Origin of the sequence: Nonlabens tegetincola, from assembly GCF_002954355.1 — a bacterium.
Taxonomy (GTDB): domain Bacteria; phylum Bacteroidota; class Bacteroidia; order Flavobacteriales; family Flavobacteriaceae; genus Nonlabens; species Nonlabens tegetincola.
In genome coordinates this window covers 564221-581262 of sequence record NZ_MQVV01000012.1, presented here as the reverse complement: position 1 = coordinate 581262, position 17042 = coordinate 564221, and the positions used below count along the sequence as shown (strand labels likewise).

General features: G+C 35.1%; 21 protein-coding genes. 9 read left to right on the top strand and 12 right to left on the bottom strand.

The features are described 5' to 3' along the window. Window positions 1–28: 28 nt before the first annotated feature. Together BST93_RS06635 and BST93_RS06630 are read right to left on the bottom strand one after the other, a co-directional pair. Complete coding sequence (locus BST93_RS06635; RefSeq protein ID WP_105018537.1) at window positions 29–625, bottom strand: NUDIX domain-containing protein; 597 nt, start codon at window positions 623–625, stop codon at window positions 29–31. After that, a complete protein-coding gene (locus BST93_RS06630) occupies window positions 625–1197 on the bottom strand; it encodes a GNAT family N-acetyltransferase (RefSeq protein ID WP_308736857.1) in 573 nt (190 codons plus the stop codon). The genes BST93_RS06635 and BST93_RS06630 overlap by 1 nt, the downstream gene beginning before the upstream one ends. On the opposite strand from BST93_RS06630, the gene ribD reads away from it, so the two are divergent. The 3 genes from ribD to BST93_RS06615 are packed head-to-tail and all read left to right on the top strand — an operon-like array spanning window position 1196 to window position 3700. Then, window positions 1196–2212 carry a bifunctional diaminohydroxyphosphoribosylaminopyrimidine deaminase/5-amino-6-(5-phosphoribosylamino)uracil reductase RibD gene (gene ribD, locus BST93_RS06625; protein WP_105018536.1) on the top strand — a complete coding sequence of 339 codons (1017 nt, stop codon included), beginning with the start codon at window positions 1196–1198 and terminating at the stop codon, window positions 2210–2212. The genes BST93_RS06630 and ribD overlap by 2 nt on opposite strands. Further along, entirely contained in the window at window positions 2209–3087 is an 879-nt protein-coding gene (locus tag BST93_RS06620) for an EamA family transporter (RefSeq protein WP_105018535.1), read from the top strand. The genes ribD and BST93_RS06620 overlap by 4 nt, the downstream gene beginning before the upstream one ends. Further along, window positions 3053–3700, top strand: coding sequence for an IMPACT family protein (locus BST93_RS06615; protein ID WP_244895667.1), 648 nt, complete (start codon window positions 3053–3055; stop codon window positions 3698–3700). The genes BST93_RS06620 and BST93_RS06615 overlap by 35 nt, the downstream gene beginning before the upstream one ends. 3 nt (window positions 3701–3703) lie before the next feature. Here BST93_RS06615 and BST93_RS06610 read toward each other — a convergent pair whose 3' ends face one another. Further along, a complete protein-coding gene (locus BST93_RS06610) occupies window positions 3704–4252 on the bottom strand; it encodes a pyridoxamine 5'-phosphate oxidase family protein (RefSeq protein ID WP_105018534.1) in 549 nt (182 codons plus the stop codon). 22 nt (window positions 4253–4274) lie between these two features. Further along, window positions 4275–4679, bottom strand: coding sequence for an acyl-CoA thioesterase (locus tag BST93_RS06605; protein ID WP_105018533.1), 405 nt, complete (start codon window positions 4677–4679; stop codon window positions 4275–4277). A 192-nt stretch (window positions 4680–4871) separates the two neighbouring features. Between BST93_RS06605 and dnaA the strand changes: the two genes are divergently transcribed. Together dnaA and BST93_RS06595 are read left to right on the top strand one after the other, a co-directional pair. After that, window positions 4872–6299 carry a chromosomal replication initiator protein DnaA gene (gene dnaA / locus BST93_RS06600; RefSeq protein WP_042279024.1) on the top strand — a complete coding sequence of 476 codons (1428 nt, stop codon included), beginning with the start codon at window positions 4872–4874 and terminating at the stop codon, window positions 6297–6299. A 1-nt stretch (window position 6300) separates the two neighbouring features. Continuing rightward, on the top strand, window positions 6301–6765 hold the full coding sequence (locus tag BST93_RS06595; protein WP_258150493.1) for a low molecular weight protein-tyrosine-phosphatase: 465 nt from the start codon (window positions 6301–6303) through the stop codon (window positions 6763–6765). 13 nt (window positions 6766–6778) lie between these two features. On the opposite strand, the gene BST93_RS06590 is transcribed toward BST93_RS06595, so the two are convergent. The 7 genes from BST93_RS06590 to BST93_RS06560 form a co-directional block, all read right to left on the bottom strand. Continuing rightward, window positions 6779–7639 carry a fructosamine kinase family protein gene (locus tag BST93_RS06590; RefSeq protein WP_105018532.1) on the bottom strand — a complete coding sequence of 287 codons (861 nt, stop codon included), beginning with the start codon at window positions 7637–7639 and terminating at the stop codon, window positions 6779–6781. A 2-nt stretch (window positions 7640–7641) separates the two neighbouring features. After that, the gene (locus BST93_RS06585; RefSeq protein ID WP_042279021.1) at window positions 7642–7806 is read right to left on the bottom strand and encodes a Lacal_2735 family protein; all 165 of its coding nucleotides are present in this window, start codon (window positions 7804–7806) and stop codon (window positions 7642–7644) included. 102 nt (window positions 7807–7908) lie between these two features. Next, entirely contained in the window at window positions 7909–8730 is an 822-nt protein-coding gene (locus BST93_RS06580; RefSeq protein WP_105018531.1) for an RlmF-related methyltransferase, read from the bottom strand. Continuing rightward, window positions 8720–9790, bottom strand: coding sequence for an AMP-binding protein (locus BST93_RS06575; RefSeq protein ID WP_258150492.1), 1071 nt, complete (start codon window positions 9788–9790; stop codon window positions 8720–8722). Before BST93_RS06575 ends, BST93_RS06580 begins: the two co-directional genes overlap by 11 nt. Continuing rightward, a complete protein-coding gene (locus tag BST93_RS06570; RefSeq protein WP_105018529.1) occupies window positions 9744–10706 on the bottom strand; it encodes a CPBP family intramembrane glutamic endopeptidase in 963 nt (320 codons plus the stop codon). Before BST93_RS06570 ends, BST93_RS06575 begins: the two co-directional genes overlap by 47 nt. 1 nt (window position 10707) lies before the next feature. After that, window positions 10708–11751, bottom strand: coding sequence for an o-succinylbenzoate synthase (locus BST93_RS06565; RefSeq protein WP_105018528.1), 1044 nt, complete (start codon window positions 11749–11751; stop codon window positions 10708–10710). Window positions 11752–11790: 39 nt separating this feature from the next. Beyond that, complete coding sequence (locus tag BST93_RS06560) at window positions 11791–12243, bottom strand: DUF4442 domain-containing protein (RefSeq protein WP_105018580.1); 453 nt, start codon at window positions 12241–12243, stop codon at window positions 11791–11793. Window positions 12244–12401: 158 nt separating this feature from the next. Between BST93_RS06560 and BST93_RS06555 the strand changes: the two genes are divergently transcribed. The 4 genes from BST93_RS06555 (at window position 12402) to BST93_RS06540 (ending at window position 15861) form a co-directional block, all read left to right on the top strand. Then, a complete protein-coding gene (locus BST93_RS06555; RefSeq protein WP_042279017.1) occupies window positions 12402–12896 on the top strand; it encodes a DUF4870 domain-containing protein in 495 nt (164 codons plus the stop codon). A 6-nt stretch (window positions 12897–12902) separates the two neighbouring features. Beyond that, complete coding sequence (locus tag BST93_RS06550) at window positions 12903–13244, top strand: PadR family transcriptional regulator (protein ID WP_042279016.1); 342 nt, start codon at window positions 12903–12905, stop codon at window positions 13242–13244. After that, a complete protein-coding gene (locus BST93_RS06545; RefSeq protein ID WP_105018527.1) occupies window positions 13241–14914 on the top strand; it encodes a PspC domain-containing protein in 1674 nt (557 codons plus the stop codon). The genes BST93_RS06550 and BST93_RS06545 overlap by 4 nt, the downstream gene beginning before the upstream one ends. 122 nt (window positions 14915–15036) lie before the next feature. Further along, a complete protein-coding gene (locus tag BST93_RS06540; RefSeq protein WP_167341626.1) occupies window positions 15037–15861 on the top strand; it encodes a GIN domain-containing protein in 825 nt (274 codons plus the stop codon). Window positions 15862–15936: 75 nt separating this feature from the next. On the opposite strand, the gene trxB is transcribed toward BST93_RS06540, so the two are convergent. Then, window positions 15937–16923: a thioredoxin-disulfide reductase gene (gene trxB / locus BST93_RS06535; protein WP_105018525.1), complete on the bottom strand. Its 987-nt coding sequence runs from the start codon at window positions 16921–16923 to the stop codon at window positions 15937–15939. Between the last annotated feature and the right edge of the window lie 119 nt (window positions 16924–17042).

Genomic DNA, 17042 nt, shown 5'->3' with positions numbered 1-17042 from the left:
AAAATAGAAAAGCCTTACTTTAAAATATTTAAGTAAGGCTTTCTTTATTCAGTAAAAACCATTGTAATCCTATAATCGATATCGAGTTGTTTATAGCTCCGTCTCGTAATAGTTGTTTAATTTCAGACAAAGGTATTTTGGTTAACAAAATATCTTCCTTTTCTGATGCTTCACCACCACCTTGAAAAATCTTATCATGAGAAGAAACTTGAGAAAAATATAAATGTATTTGTTCTGAACAACCACCTGGTGATGGAAAATAAGAACAAATTTTTTCAATATTTTTTAATGAATAGCCTATTTCTTCTTCTACTTCCCTTTTTATTCCTTCAACGGGATCTTCATTAAACCCTAAGCTACCAGCTACTAATTCCATCATAAACGCTTTACCTCTTCTTGCACTGGGATACCTAAATTGTTTAGTAAATAAAAACGATTTTGTGTCTTGTTCATAAAGTAATATTGCTACACTATCTCCTCGTTCTAGGGATTCCCTTGTAACTTCCAGTTGCTCATTACCGTGCCAAGTATCATGTTTTACCTGGGCTTTTATAACTTTTAGAAAACCATCGTAAACAGTTTCTTCCTTGATTATCTCAAAGTTATTTGCAGTATCGTCTTTCATTATAAATCCAGTATCATTTGAACGGGACAAGAGTAATGTCCAGTATTACCTATGGGCTCATTGAGTAATTTAAAACCCATATGCTTGTAAAGCCCTTGAGCTTCAAACATATTATCCATGGTTTCAAGATACATTTTTGAATAAGCTAATTCCTTAGCAGTTTTAATACATAATTGTATAAGCTCCTTGCCATATCCCTTACCACGTGCTTCTGGCAAAAAATACATTTTTTGAAGTTCACAGATATTCTGCTCTTGATTGTCTAGCGGTCCTACACCACCGCAACCTACAATTTCATCATCCAATTCTATAACGTAATAAACGCGTCTAGGTAACTGAAAGTGCTTATACATGGATTGGGTTGCTTTATCACTATATGCAGTTCCCTCTTTAGGAGCTCCATATTCAAGTATAGTTTGTTGGATAATATTCTTAACAACTGTATTATCCGCCGGTAGAATAGGTCTAATTATCATAATTTCAAAAGTACATCTAGTAACTATTATAAGTTTGCTATTGAGTCTAAATTTAACCCAGCCTTGTGATTTAAATCTTACTTTTGCTGGAATCATGAACAAGGACGAATTTTATATGCAACGTTGTTTGCAGTTAGCTCAAAATGGACTGGGTACTACTTATCCTAATCCATTAGTAGGAAGTGTCATTGTATATGAGAATAAAATCATTAGTGAAGGCTGGCACCAAAAAGCAGGAAAACCTCATGCCGAGGTTAACGCCATTAATAATGCAATTAAAAAATTAGGTGAGGAAAAGTTTGAAAAAATAGCTCCTAAGTGTAGTATTTATGTAAATCTTGAACCTTGCTCACATACTGGTAAAACGCCACCATGCGCTTTGCTACTAGTAAGGTATAATTTTAAAGAAGTTATAGTAGGAACACTAGACCCACATGATAAGGTAGCAGGAAGAGGAATAAAGATTCTTGAAGAAGCTGGTATTTCATGTAAAACAGGAATACTTGTAGATAAATGTAACGAAGTTAACAAGCGTTTTTTCTCATTTCACAAGTATAAAAAACCATTTGTTCTGCTTAAATGGGCACAAACTAACGATGGCTATATCGCTCCAGAATTTAAGACTAAGAAGCAACCTGTTTGGATTACAAATTCATACAGCTTACAAAGGGTACATCAACAACGATCTACAGAAAACGCTATTTTAATAGGTGCTGGAACAGCGCTTGCAGACAATCCAAGTCTTACAACCAGAAATTGGAAAGGTACACATCCCTTTAGATTTGTTCTTGCTAATAAAAAGGAGCTGCCAAAAAATCTTAACGTTTTTCAATCACCTGATCCTGCTCAAATTTTAGACATTCCTCTATCCGACATTAAGACAGTATTGCAAGAGTTATATAAAAAAGATATCCAATCGGTAATTATAGAAGGTGGATCTAGGACTCTCCAAGCATTTATAGATGCAGGGCTATGGGACGAAGCACATATTTACACGAGTGAAAATACGCTATTTCATTCTGGAGTAAAAGCACCAGAACTCGACAATCAACAATTAAAAAATCATTTTAATATAAAAGGTGATACTTTAAGAATTTACCATCGTTTATGATCTATCTAGGATTAAGCATATTACTATCTAGTTTACTATATGTAATTTTTAAATTGTTTGATGTTTATAAAATAAACACCCTACAAGCTATAGTGGTAAATTATCTTGTAGCTTTTATAACAGGTATTATTTCAAGCAATGGGACTTACGATATAACATCTGTTTTAAAGTCAGACTGGTTGTTTCTAGCGATGTTCATGGGAATTCTTTTCATAACTATTTTCAATGTCATGGCGTTAACGGCACAGCGCAATGGCCTGTCTGTTGCCAGTGTTGCCAGTAAAATGTCATTAGTTATACCTGTGATCGCAGGTTTCACAATATTTAATGAAGAGTGGAATATATTAAAAGCCATAGGTATAATAATCGCTCTAGCAGCAGTTTATTTTACCACAGTTAATAAGAAATCGCAGTCAAATATAGATTGGACTCCAAAAAAACTACTCTTACCACTAGCGCTATTTGTAGGAAGCGGTATAATTGATACAGTTCTCAAAATTCTACAAAACAACCATATGTCAAATAGTAATGAAGATGTTATAAGTGCCACAATTTTTTCTTTTGCATTTATAGCAGGATCTGCGGCTGTGATATATCGGTTAATTAATAAAAATGAGAAATTAGAATGGAAAAGTCTTATCGGAGGAATTGTTCTAGGAATTCCTAACTTTTTCTCAATTGTGGTGATTTTAAAAGCCCTCAATTCACCTGGTTTAGAGAGTACATTTGTTTACCCTATTAACCATGTAGGAACCGTAGTATTATCAACCATGTTTGGTTTATTTCTATTCAAAGAAAAACTTAAATCTAGAAACGTTCTAGGTATTATACTTGCTATAATTGCGATTGTTTTCATCGCTTTCGCGAAAGCGTAAATTCATGAGAGACACTTATAAAACGATAGCAAAAGAAACAACTGAAATCTTATTCAAGGACAAGGGTAGTAAATTCTACGCTCGTGCATTTCCAATCCAGAATCCAGATGAAGTTTCACCTATCATTGATGCTCTGAAGAAAAAATATCCGAAGGCAAATCATCATTGTTATGCCTGGAAGATCGGTCCTGGAGAAAACAATTATAGGGCAAATGACGATGGAGAACCCAATCATAGTGCAGGTGATCCCATTCTAGGTCAAATTAATTCAAATGAATTAAGCGACGTTCTAGTAGTAGTTACTAGGATATTCGGAGGAACAAAATTAGGTGTGAGCGGATTAATAAATGCTTATAAAGAGTCTAGTGCTTTGGCCATTGAGCAGGCTACAATTATAACAAGAACCATCACTTCTCAAGTGAAAATCGACTTTGAATACGCTCAAATGAGTCAAGTTATGAGGTATATTGAAGAGCAAGGACTCACTATGGCCTTGCAGGATTTTACCGCCAGCTGTTCTATAACTATAGATGTTCCTCTCAACAATGTTGAAAAAGTAGTCAAAGATATTAATCAAATGTACCCAATTAAGGCAAAAGCTCTAGAAGACTAGACATTATGGAGCAAGCCAGTGACCAGCCCAATTATCTTCGCGTTTATATAAAGCTCTTAAGTGATTAGGACGTTTAAGTTTGAGATATTCTATTTCACTAATTTCAAATCGTAGCGGTAAAAAAAAGCTTTTATCGCGTGACACGTATTCTACATGATCAGGATTATCAATAGGCGTACCTGGTGATGGAATTGAGGTATAATCCTTTATACTTTTTGATGTAACCTTTTGAAACAATCGTTTATTTTCTTTGGGACTGTTAATTATAATCAATCTAACATTACACCTTAATTGTAAAAGTTTTTTAGAATTGTAAAATAAAAAACAAGCCTGATCATTTGATTTTACATGTTCTACTTTAATAGATCTTGAATCGGTAAAAACAATTAATTCCTTCTTTTCGACATCAATCTCTCTTAAAACAACAGTTCTAGACCTAGGTACCCCATTGTTGTCTACAGTTGTTAAAACGGGATATTTAAAATCGTGTTTGGATTTAGATGTTGCTACTTGCAATTCATCGATTAGACTTTCAAAATATTCAGGAAGCATACTTTTGATAAGTTAGTAGATTTTAAAACAATTTCTTACAAGCTTCTAGAAATTCCGGAATTGGTTTTCTAGGTCTAAACGAGTTTGCATCAGTAAAAACAAGAGTTAAGTTTGCGGACGCATGTAAAACATCATTTTGATCGATTATTTCGTAGTAAAATTCAACACGCGTTGTAGGAATATTCTTAAGAGTGGTTTTGACGAAAATTTCATCGTTTAATCTAATTGGTTTTCTGTAAGTTATATCGATATTGTAAACTGGTAGTAGTACTCCTTTTTTTTCCATTTCATCATAAGAGAAACCTAAAGTGTCCAACCAGGACATTCTACCTAACTCTAAATATATCAAATAATTAGCATGGTGAACCACACCCATTTGATCAGTTTCGGCATATCGAGGTGTTATCGGAATAATTGTACTTTTCATATAATTTTCATATCTTATCCAAAGTTAAAAAACCAGTGAGCCCATGCTACTTTTTTTTTAATTTATCAAATGGTTTTTTAGTTTTTTTTAAGGTTTTTTATACACATATTTGTACTCGATTAGGGACTGAAATATACCAACCTTTATTCATCCCAAGTTCGCATCAATTTTAACTATAAAAATACGACTTTTATGACACTGACAGCAGAATCGGTTTGGGACAATTGTCTACTTTTTATTCAGGACAATATTGCGCCCGAGGCTTATAAAACGTGGTTTCAGCCCATTAAGCCTGTAAAATTAACTGATAATGCTTTACACCTTCAGGTACCTAGTCGTTTTTTCTATGAATGGTTAGAAGAACATTATATAGACTTACTTAAAACTGCTCTTACTAAAGAATTAGGGTCTGATGCAAAATTAATCTATGCGATACGCATGGAGAACCCTGCAAAAGGTATGGAAGCTTTTACCGAAAAAATACCTAGTAGTAAGCGCAACTTTACCGAGTCTCAAAATGTAGATGCTCCAGTCAAAACTAAAAGCCCAGAACTTAAAAATCCATTTATTATTCCTGGAATAAGAAATGTTCAAGTTGAATCCCAACTTAACCCTTCTTATAACTTTGATAGCTTTCTTGAAGGAGAATCAAATAGACTGGCTCGTAATGCAGGTATGGCTGTAGCTAACAAACCTGGAGGAACTAGTTTTAATCCATTATTAATTTTTGGAGGAGTAGGATTGGGTAAAACTCACTTGGCACATGCTATAGGTGTAGGTATTAAGGAAAACTACCCAGATAAAACCGTACTATATATAAGCGCAGAAAGATTCATACAACAGTACACTGAATCTATACGTAAGAATACAAGAAATGATTTTATTCATTTCTATCAACTTATAGATGTTCTTATTGTAGACGATATCCAATTTTTCTCTGGAAAGGCTGGAACTCAAGATGTTTTCTTCCATATTTTCAATCATTTACATCAAAACGGTAAACAAGTAATTCTTACAAGTGATAAGAAGCCTGTTGATATGCAGGATATTGAACAACGTTTACTTTCCCGTTTTAAATGGGGACTTAGTGCAGAGCTTAATCATCCCGATTATGAAACGAGAGTTTCCATAATCCAAAACAAATTATACAGAGATGGTGTAGAAATGGATGATAATATCGTTCATTATCTAGCGGAAAATATAAAAACTAATATTAGAGAATTAGAAGGAGCAATAATTTCTTTAATTGCACATTCTTCTTTTAACCGTAAGGATATCACCATCGACCTAGCTCGTAAAATTGTTGAGAATTACGTTAAGAATACAAAGAGAGAAGTATCAATTGATCAAATCCAAAAAGTAGTAAGTGATTACTTTCAGATGGATATAGATACACTTCAATCAAAAACCCGTAAGAGACACATTGTTCAGGCAAGACAACTAGCTATGTATTTTGCCAAAAAAATGACCAAAGCTTCTCTAGCTAGTATAGGTTCTCAAATAGGGAAAAGAGATCATGCTACAGTATTACATGCTTGTAAAACCGTTGAGAACTTAGCATCTACTGACAAGCAATTCAATAAATATGTGCAAGACTTACAAAAAAAGCTAGCAGACTAACATGTCAGATAAACAGCGCATATTAATGGTTTGTTTGGGCAACATTTGTCGCTCACCTCTTGCAGAAGGAATCATGAGGTCAAAATTAAACTTTACAAAATTTGAAGTGGATAGCGCTGGTACCTACGGCGGTCATGTGGGAGAACAACCTGACAATAGATCAATTGAGGTAGCTAGAAAAAACGGACTAGACATTACTAATCAAAAATGTAGAAAACTTACTGTTGACGATTTTGATAGTTTTGATTACATCTATGTGATGGATGATTCAAACTTTCGTGATGTCACCGCTCTTGCTCCTACTCCAGAACATGCCAATAAAGTTGTCAAAATCCTTGATGAGCTTTTTCCAGGAGAAGGACTTGACGTACCAGATCCTTATTACGGTGGTCAACAAGGTTTTGAAAATGTATACAAAATGCTTGATCAAGCGACCGATGTAATAGCAAAGAAACTGCAGGGCTAGTCTAAACTCCTATTTAAACATACTTATTTATACACTGTTGTACTTGGTTTAAATAACCAGCACCAAATAAGTTTAGATGAACCAGTAGATAATACAATTGATATAATGGTACTCTTTCCTCCCAATCTGGTAAAGGCGTACGTACCTCATGATACATCCAGTAGAACTTATTAGAAAATCCACCAAATAGTTTCATCATGGCAATATCCATTTCTGCATGGCCAAAATGAGCAGCAGGATCAATTAAAACCGGCTGTCCATTTGAAGTAAAAATCACATTACCGTTCCATAAATCGCCGTGAATAAGAGCAGGTTTTTGCGATGGGATTAGACGTTCCATTTTTTTAAACAATCCTTCTATCCCTTTTAATTCAAAACCATTACTCACAGCTAGTTCGAATTGCGGGACCAATCGCTGGTGTAAAAAGAATTGTGTACCGCTTTCAGTTTGTAAATTATATTGAGGCAGGCTTCCTATATAATTATCCTCTTCTAATCCAAATAACTCATCAGTGCAATCGTGCAAAGCAGCTAATTGTATCGCAAGGTTTGATTCATCCTTTGTATTTAGAGCATCTGGAGCAATATATTCCAATAGTAGATACTGATATGTAGCACTCTCGCCTTGAGCGATAACTAAGGGAACTCTTATTGTACCTGACTTTCTAAGCAGTTGTAAACCATCATTTTCCCGCTTGAGCATTTTAGGAAATTGAATCTTATCATTATACTTTAAAACATATTGAATAGCCCCTTGATCAATGAGCATGACCTCATTTATATCTCCACCAGAAAGTTTTGAAGCTTTGTGTATCCTAAACGGTAATAGTGCTCTTATTTCTAAGGGAACAAGAGTGGTAGATGCAGCTTCCATGATTACTTCAATGCATCTAACTTTCTAGCGATATCATCTGCCTTTTTGAAAGCGGCATCACTAGCCGCACGATTTGTAGTAGATAGTTTATGGTATTCTTTCATCAATCGTGCATATTCCTGTTGTAGCTTCTCCTTTTCTGTCTTCTTTTTGAATAAACCAAACATAATCTTATTGTAATACAACAAAGTTAGTTTGATTATAGATTCAATGAATATTTGATTGGTTAATTAAATGACTAGGTATATATAGAAAAGTTCCTAAAAGAATCAACGAAATTTCCAAAACAAATAATGAACAACCTTGGAGCCTATTTTTGAACTTTTCACATAGTGATTTGCTTGTTTTTTTGTCAAAAGTTTTTCAAGCCTAGCTATATGTCCTTTTTGAGATACTAAGGTTGAGAACAAACCTACCTGAGTTTTATAATCAATCGATTCCTTGATCATCCTTTTGATAAAGAGTGCTTCTCCTCCATTACACCATAACTCATCGGCAGTTCCCGAGAAGTTGTGTTTTTTATCGCCACCTAAATTTTTAGCTTTTCTTTGAAAGGCCTTCATGGCTTCCTGCTCACTACTGAAAAATGGTGGATTACAAATCGTGAAATCTAAATACTCTCCTTTATGAATAATATTTTTGAAGATACTTCCTCGATCGGATTGTAGTCTTATATCTATTGAAGGGACTGTTTTGGTATTCGCTTTCGCGAAAGCGTAACTTTTCTCACTAACCTCTGATCCAATCATATTAAAATTGTAGCAACTTACTCCCAATAAACTATAAATAGCTGTAGCTCCACAACCTATATCAAGTCCCTTTGCACCAGGTTTAACCTCATCTGCGATGTGATGTATATAGTCTACACGACTAGGAACTGGTGCTAGCAAATATCCATGAGGATATTCGATAGGTGTTATACCATAATAGTGTACTAATAAAGCATTGTTTAGAGCCTTTAAAGCTAAAGGATCATTAAAATTTATAGATGGTTTATCCTGAAACTGGACTGTAAACTTGGATAAAGGTGGATGAGCTTTAATTAGTTCATTAAAGGGATAATCTTCTTGATGAATATTGTTAGGATGCATGCAGAAGTGCCTGTTCTATTGATTTCTTTTTTTGGATTTTACCGGTATTAGTTTCAACTAAAGTCGGCAAAAAGTAAATAGCCCTAGGAACTTCAAACTTATCTAAACCGTTAAAATCAATATCAAAAGGAGATTCGCTTTCTACAATTAATACTACCTGTTCACCAAGGTCATTATCGGGTAAACTACCTATGAAAAAACGGTTTGAGATTTGACTGGATAATTTATCCTCAATTTTTAATGGGTGTAACTTTACACCACCCGAATTAATAACGTCATCTAGTCTACCTAGCAATTCAAATTTCTGCTCATTATGCAATAAAACAAGATCATTGGTAGTAAGTAAATCAGGTGATACTTGTGGAGCATCTATTACCAGTGTTTGATCCTTACTTAATGAAAAGGTTGTTTTACCTACTGCTGTATAGCAAGCTTCATAATGTGGATACAACTGTCTAATCGCGACGTGGCTGCATGTTTCGGTCATACCGTAAGATTGATATACCCTACTGTGCTTGCCTTGTAGTTGTCCCACAAGGGTTGCAGTTACCGGACTACCGCCTAATAACGTGACACGACTTTTATGAATATTGTCCAATGACTGTGACAATTGAAAAGGAGTCATTGCCGTAAAATCATAGCGCTTCTCAGCCTTTTTTAAGGGCTGACTTGTAGGCTCAACACAATCTAAATGCCAACCGTGTTGAATTGCTCTTATAAACATCATTTTACCAGCAATGTATTGTAATGGCAGGCAACACAACACTTGTTTTCCTGGTATAAGATCAAAATAATTAGCAGTTATAGCTGCACTGTTTAAAAAGAATTGTTTATTAATTTTAAGAGATTTAGGTTGTCCAGTAGAACCACTGGTATTAACCGTGAGAACTTCAAAATCATCTAGCCAATTAAGTAAAAAGTCTCCCACCTCTTTTTCCCAGGCGTCACCTTCCTTCACATAGCTATAGGCAACTATCATTAGACCTTCGTGATCTAATGAGCGACCATTTAATTTAAAACTCGGGTGTACTTTGGGGATCATTTGTTCCTTCTTTTTCAAAAAATTCTTTTCTATCCAGCACGCGACCGAATAGTTTTTCTTTCCAATTTTTCCAGTTGTAAATTTTACCTAATATAATTAATAAAATAGGGTATCCAATAAAAATAGATAAGGTATCTGTCCACGCAAAAGTAGGTTCGGACATATCTATAAAAACAGAATCGGTTTGTATGGCTGTCCATGTACTTGTCATGAGCAATGCGGCTGTGATATTATTGGCCGCGTGAAAACCTAGTGCCAGCTCTAACCCTTCATCGAGCAAAGTCATCGCTCCTAAGAGTAGACCTGTACCTATATAAAAAACCATAACAACTGGTCCTAATGTTTCTACTTCAGGATTTGCGGCATGCATTAATCCGAATAATACTGAGGTAACAATCCACGATATAGCACGACTCTTAGTAGCTATACCTAATCCTTGTAACAATTGACCTCTAAATAAATATTCCTCAAAACTAGTTTGAAATGGAAACATTAATAACGACAAAATCACAAGAGGAATAAACTTATCCCATTGAAGGTTATAGACATAATCTTCTGGAGCATTGAGAGCTGTCATGAAAATCATACCACCTTGAAAAACAGCCCAAATTAAGAACATGGTAAATATGCGTTTCCAATCAATCTTTGAACGAGAAGTGGTAAAACTGGTCAAAGATTGACCATTGATGAACTTTACCCAAATAAAGACAATAATCAATCCGATTACAAAAACCATTAAGTTGATGGCCAAAAATGGTAATGTACCCATTTGATCAATCATAGTTTGCATAATCTCGCTAGTAGACTCACCAGATTCATCTAAAAATGCTTTGGTAGCAAAATAGTTGAAAGTCATTAATAAAATAAAACCTACTGGTAGAATAAAAGCATTCCAAATGCCTAACTTTCCTTTGTAACCTTGTTCTATATACATTTTATAAATTTAAATAGTTGGTGTCCCAATTTGTTGTATTGTTACACCATAATTCTCCTTTTTTAATTTCCAAAGGTGCATCAATATTATTTGTAAAAAGTCCACCAGTACCTAAACCTTGAGGCATTGTTACACCTAATGTATATGTAAACTGCGCAATAGCGTTCAAACCTACGTTAGATTCTAGGGCGCTGGTCATCCACCAGTCAATATTTCGCTCTTCAGCTATATTGATCCACTCGCGACAACTTTGAAATCCACCAACTAGAGCTGGTTTTAAAATAATAAATTGAGGACGTATTAAATCCAAACATTTTTGCTTTTCTTCCGTTGTATGCAAACCAATTAATTCCTCGTCAAGGGCAATAGAAACTGGCGTGTTTTGACAAAGTTGCGCCATTGCTTCATATTGACCAGGCTTTATTGGTTGTTCAATACTATGTACGTCATACACGGACAAACGATTTAATTTTTCCATGGCGTTTTCAATTGAAAAAGCTCCATTAGCATCTACTCTGATTGTCATCTCATTAGCAGAAAATTGTGATCTAATCACTTGTAATAAGTGTAGCTCTTTTTCAAAATCTATGGCGCCTATTTTCAACTTTATACAAGAGAATCCAGTTTGCATTTTTTCTTCTAACTGGTTTAGCATAAACTCTTGGTCACCCATCCATATCAATCCATTAATAGAAATACTATCTGCACCTTGAGTAAAAACACTAGGAAACAACTCAAAACAGTCTGTACTTTGAAAAGATTTTAATGCGGTTTCATAACCAAATCTAATAGCAGGCCATTCCAATAATTCCTCAAGTATGATGGATGGTTTTAAATGAATATGATCGCACAACCATTCTAATTTTTGTTCAAAACCTAGTTTATCATCATAGGACAATCCACGAAACATATTAATCTCTCCTATTCCTTTTTTATCTTCATTTTCAAGAATTAAGAACCAAGTATCCTTGGTTTTAAGAATACCTCGTGAAGTTCCCGCAGGACTTTTAAATTCTAGGGTGTGTTTATGAATACGTGCTTTCAATTTTTAAATATCTGATTTAAATTAGTCCAGGAAAAGTACCTATTTTCTTTTGACAGTCCATTCAAAATTAAATAAGCTCACCTGCACACCATCTTTATTTAATCCTTGAGCTTGCATCCATACGGTTTGACCTTCTCCAGTTTCTACCGTTTTTTCAATTGCTTCTTTAATTTTTAAACCATCGTTACAAGTAAAAGTAATTTTTCCTGTGGCTTTTTTTGTGAAAGTTGCGTTATTGTTAGCCACAAGCATACTTACTTTGGCATTGCTTTCTTGAATATAAGACATGACAAGTGCACCGGTAGAAAGCTCGGCCGCCATGGCTTGAACAGCAAAATACATAGACTTAAAAGGGTTTTGATTAAACCATTTGTGCTTCACTCCTACTACACAACTTTGCTTGTCGATTTCTTTAACCCTAACTCCTGTCCACCAACAACTAGGTAGCTTGAAAAAGGTGAACGTATTAATTTTTGAAGGAGTAATCATAATTTTAACATTTCCCACAAATGTAAGGAAAGAGCTTGTATTTATTGCGCTTTCGCGAAAGCGTACATTAAAAAAACACAGTGTAATTAAAAAATATATGGTACTTTGTATTGCATAATACTATCTTTTAGATATATATTTGCATAAGAAATTAATATGCTATGGAAAAATCAATCGAGAAAAACCACAGGAACATAGCCACGGGTATTCATTTACTCACCTTTGGCAAATGGCTATTTCCATTGGGCAATTTCATCCTGCCCATGCTACTTTGGATGATAAACTCAAAGAAGTCTCCTTTTATAGACTTTAATGGTAAGCAGGCCATTAATTTTCAATTAAGCATGACGTTATACACATTTGCTCTTGCATTTTTAGGTGGTAGCGTTATAATAGGTTCCATTGTATCTGGTGGTCCTAGCTTATGGGAAGCGATGGACGGTAATGATTTCCCGTTTTTTAATAATATGGGAACTTTTAACCTTATAGTATCTAGCGGTATTATATGTGGTACAGGAATTCTATTTCTAGCCATATTGGATCTAGTTTGCAGTATAAAAGCAGCAGTTAAATCTCAAGAAGGTGAACTGTACCAGTATCCTTTAACCATTAATTTTCTTTCTACTCAAATTGAGCAGGAAGAGATTAAAAAATAAAATTATATGAAGATAGAAAACACAAAAGCGCAAATGCGCAAGGGCGTACTTGAGTACTGCATTCTTTCTATCCTTAAAGAGGACGATGCTTATGTTGCAGAGATATTAGAAACTCTTAAGGATGCAAAAATGCTGGTAGTTGAAGGAACGATTTATCCACTATTAACCAGACTTAAAAATGCTGGTCTACTATCTTATAGATGGGAAGAATCAACAAGTGGACCACCACGTAAGTATTATGGACTTACTGAAACAGGAAAAATATTTTTAGAAGAATTAACCGGTACCTGGGAAGACTTAAAAAACGCTGTAAATATGGTTACCAACTCAAAAACTAAGAAATCATGAACAAAACAATAAATATAAATCTTGCTGGGCTGTTTTTTCATATAGATGAGGACGCCTACAACCGTTTACAACGCTATTTGAGCGCGGTAAGAAGATCTTTTAGTGGCACCAGTGGCGCCGATGAAATAATGCGTGATATCGAATCTAGAATTGCAGAACTTTTCATGGAAAAAAGAGCCAACGATCAACAAGTTATCTCTATCAATCATGTAGAAGACGTGATTGAAATCATGGGACAACCAGAAGATTATGAAGTTGATGAAGAAATCTTTGAAGATCCAAAACGCAAACACAGATCTGCTGGACCTAGTAAACAGCTTTTTAGAGACACGCAAAATGGTTATATAGGTGGTGTAAGTTCTGGGTTATCCTATTACTTCAACATAGATGCGATATGGGTACGTATTTTATGGGTACTACTTGCCTTTTTCAGTGCAGGATGGATTGTTCTTGTATACGTAATTATGTGGATCTTTGTACCTGATGCAGTGACTACGGCGCAGCGACTTACCATGCAAGGTAAAGAAGTGAACATTTCTAATATTGAAGAGCAAAATTCATTTGAAAATTTTAGTACAGTAGCCGATGAAAAGACCGACGCCGGCTACCGTGTGGTAGGTCAAAAAGGTAAACGTGGTACCGTAAAATTCTTTGGAGCCCTAGGTAGAATTATTAAAGGATTCTTTAAGGCCATAGTCAAATTGATTGGACTATGTATTTTCCTAGCAGCATCAATAGGTATAATTGCTTTATTGATATCACTAGTAACCGCAGGAAGTATTTCTATAGACGGTATGCAAGCAGCCGATATTTTGGACATAGGTATTCCTGCCGATGTTAATATTTGGTGGGCAACACTTGCTGTGTTCTTTCTTGTAGGAATCCCACTATTAGTATTAGCCATTTTAGGACTTAAGCTTTTAGTATCTAACTTGCGCAGTATAGGTACCACCGCTAAGGTTGCACTTGCAGGTATCTGGATAGCATCAGTAATAGGAATGGTGTTCATAACCACTAAAATTGCTAGTAGCCAAGCTATTAAAGCATCTATTGCTAAACAAGAGAAGTTTACCGTGGCACCACAAAAAACCTTGTTTCTTGACGTTATTGAAACAGACTTTACCGATCAAGTACGCATCAACGCAAACAATGTAAAAATTGTTTATGACGATGAAGGACCAAAAGTGCTATCGCGTGATGTACGTGTAGCAGTAACCTCAACAACAGACTCGGTTGCGAGCATTACCCTTAATTACAAGGCGGCAGGATCAACTATGGACGAGGCCAAGGAAAATGCTAATAATATTATCTATAAATATGAGCTTACCGATAGCACGTTAACTCTTGATAATTATTTCGCTTTACGCGAAAATAAAAGGCTTAACCAGCAACGAGTAGATGCAATTATCGCCTTACCAGAAGGCACAATATTCAATTGGGATGATGATTTTATTCACCGCTATCGCAATGGTATCAGTAACGATGCCTTTGATTTGTACGATAATGAAAAAACTTATCAAGTGAAAAATGGTAAAGCTATTTGTATAGACTGTCCTGTGATCAATGAAGAAAAAAAAGTGACAACTCAAAATAATGAAGTAGTCAAGGATAGCGTTACTTCAAAGACTTTAAACGATCCAGAAGTTAACGAATGGCAATACCAAGACTAATGATTTAATGAAAAAGAAAAATCGTTGTTGTACTATGTTTTGTGATTGTAACATAGTATTTGAGAACCGCTTCATTTAATTGGAGCGGTTTTTGTTTACTTTTGAATCATAATATGAACTATATGAAAAATATACTCCTAATACTAGTGATGATAACGGCTACAGTAAGTGTAGGACAAGATCTAGAAAAAGTAAAAGGTAATCGTGAAGTAACAACTGAAATTAGCCCGATTGAAATATTCGAATCTCTTGAAATAAATTCAGATTATGAGGTAGAAATCGTTCCAGGCGCTGCCACACAAATTGAAATCACTACAGATTCAAACTTGCACCAATATTTACAACCAGTTATAGAGAACGGTAAATTAATGATAAATACAACTGCAAGAATTCGTTCAAAAAAAGAAATGAAATTTAGAATCATTTATGGGCCCGAACTTAATAAGATTCATGTGACAGACGATGGCGAGTTGACAAGTGTAACCGCTTTAAACTTTGAAAACTTAATTTTGAATGTTGATAACGATGCCGAGGTTTATATGACTGCAAACGTTAAAAACCTAGAACTCAATGCCGATGATAGTACAAAGTTAGAACTCAACCTATCTGGAGATCAAGCTAAAATTAATTTTAAAGGTAACGCAAACATTAAAGCCCTATTCAATTACAATTTTCTAGAATATAATATGAAAGATCGCGCTGATGCACGTATTGAAGGTGACATCAAAAATGGAGAACTTACTATTCAAGAAAGAGCAGAGTTAGAAGGTAAAAACCTAGTTGTTAACAACCTTAAACTAAGTAGTTCAAATAGTTCAAGAGTTGAAATTAACGCTACCGATGACATCATAATTAACGCTAGTAACAGTACAGAAATCACGCTTTACGGTTCGCCGGATATCAAGATTGAAGAATTCTCTGGTAAAGCAATACTTAAGAAATCATAGATAGCATTACTGCTACAAATAAAAAATGCGTTTGATAGATCAAACGCATTTTTTATTATACACTAAGTTGAGAATCTATTCTACGTGATAATCACCAGCAATAGTTTCCTCCACTACACCAACCTCTGCAAGATAACGTTCTGCATCTAGAGCTGCCATACAACCAGTACCAGCTGCTGTTATCGCTTGACGATAAATCTTATCTTGAACATCACCACTAGCAAATACTCCTGGAATATTGGTTTTAGTCGTACCAGGTTCAGTGATTAAATAACCATCTTCACCCATATCTAGTTGGCCTTTAAAAATATCTGTATTTGGCTTGTGCCCTATTGCGATAAACAAACCTGTAATAGCTATTTCATGCTTTTCATTAGTCTGATTATTCACAATGCGCAAACCTTCTACGACTTGATCACCCAGTACCTCATCTACCTCACTGTTGTAAAGCACCGTTATATTTTCTTTACTATTTACTCTATGTTGCATCGCTTTTGAGGCGCGCATGTAGTCTTTACGTACTAGCATTGTCACACTCTTACAAATATTAGCTAGGTAGGTAGCCTCTTCTGCAGCAGTGTCTCCTGCGCCTACTATGGCAACATCTTGATTGCGATAGAAAAATCCATCACAAACTGCACAAGCGCTTACTCCACCACCGCGCAATCTTTGTTCACTAGGTAGCCCTAGATATTTGGCGCTTGCTCCAGTTGATATAATAATAGTATTTGCCTGTACTTTAGTCTTACCATCGATAATTGCAGTATGTATACCACCTTCTTCACTAGCAAAATGAACTTCAGTAACCATTCCTAAACGAACCTCGGTACCGAAACGTTCAGCTTGTTTCTGTAAATCTACCATCATAGATGGTCCATCAATTCCTTCAGGATAACCAGGAAAGTTATCTACTTCGGTTGTTGTGGTAAGTTGTCCACCTGGTTCCATACCTGTATAAACAACCGGTTTCATATCGGCACGAGCTGCATATATTGCCGCTGTGTATCCAGCAGGACCAGAACCTATAATTAGGCATTTTATTCTTTCAACAGTTTCAGACATAGTTCATATTATTTATAACAAATGTAACTTTAAAAAGGCGTTTATCAGAACTTGCTTTATTGTTATTTATTATCCATTTATTAAGGTTCTCTTTAGCTACATTATTATTCAAATTTCTA

Coding starts and splice junctions, on each gene's coding strand:
- BST93_RS06635 (WP_105018537.1), bottom strand. CDS start 625: ATGAAAGACGATACTGCAAATAACTTTGAGATAATCAAGGAAGAAACT.
- ribD (WP_105018536.1), top strand. CDS start 1,196: ATGAACAAGGACGAATTTTATATGCAACGTTGTTTGCAGTTAGCTCAA.
- BST93_RS06630 (WP_308736857.1), bottom strand. CDS start 1,197: ATGATTCCAGCAAAAGTAAGATTTAAATCACAAGGCTGGGTTAAATTT.
- BST93_RS06620 (WP_105018535.1), top strand. CDS start 2,209: ATGATCTATCTAGGATTAAGCATATTACTATCTAGTTTACTATATGTA.
- BST93_RS06610 (WP_105018534.1), bottom strand. CDS start 4,252: ATGCTTCCTGAATATTTTGAAAGTCTAATCGATGAATTGCAAGTAGCA.
- BST93_RS06605 (WP_105018533.1), bottom strand. CDS start 4,679: ATGAAAAGTACAATTATTCCGATAACACCTCGATATGCCGAAACTGAT.
- dnaA (WP_042279024.1), top strand. CDS start 4,872: ATGACACTGACAGCAGAATCGGTTTGGGACAATTGTCTACTTTTTATT.
- BST93_RS06595 (WP_258150493.1), top strand. CDS start 6,301: ATGTCAGATAAACAGCGCATATTAATGGTTTGTTTGGGCAACATTTGT.
- BST93_RS06590 (WP_105018532.1), bottom strand. CDS start 7,639: ATGGAAGCTGCATCTACCACTCTTGTTCCCTTAGAAATAAGAGCACTA.
- BST93_RS06585 (WP_042279021.1), bottom strand. CDS start 7,806: ATGTTTGGTTTATTCAAAAAGAAGACAGAAAAGGAGAAGCTACAACAG.
- BST93_RS06580 (WP_105018531.1), bottom strand. CDS start 8,730: ATGCATCCTAACAATATTCATCAAGAAGATTATCCCTTTAATGAACTA.
- BST93_RS06570 (WP_105018529.1), bottom strand. CDS start 10,706: ATGTATATAGAACAAGGTTACAAAGGAAAGTTAGGCATTTGGAATGCT.
- BST93_RS06555 (WP_042279017.1), top strand. CDS start 12,402: ATGGAAAAATCAATCGAGAAAAACCACAGGAACATAGCCACGGGTATT.
- BST93_RS06550 (WP_042279016.1), top strand. CDS start 12,903: ATGAAGATAGAAAACACAAAAGCGCAAATGCGCAAGGGCGTACTTGAG.
- BST93_RS06545 (WP_105018527.1), top strand. CDS start 13,241: ATGAACAAAACAATAAATATAAATCTTGCTGGGCTGTTTTTTCATATA.
- BST93_RS06540 (WP_167341626.1), top strand. CDS start 15,037: ATGAAAAATATACTCCTAATACTAGTGATGATAACGGCTACAGTAAGT.
- trxB (WP_105018525.1), bottom strand. CDS start 16,923: ATGTCTGAAACTGTTGAAAGAATAAAATGCCTAATTATAGGTTCTGGT.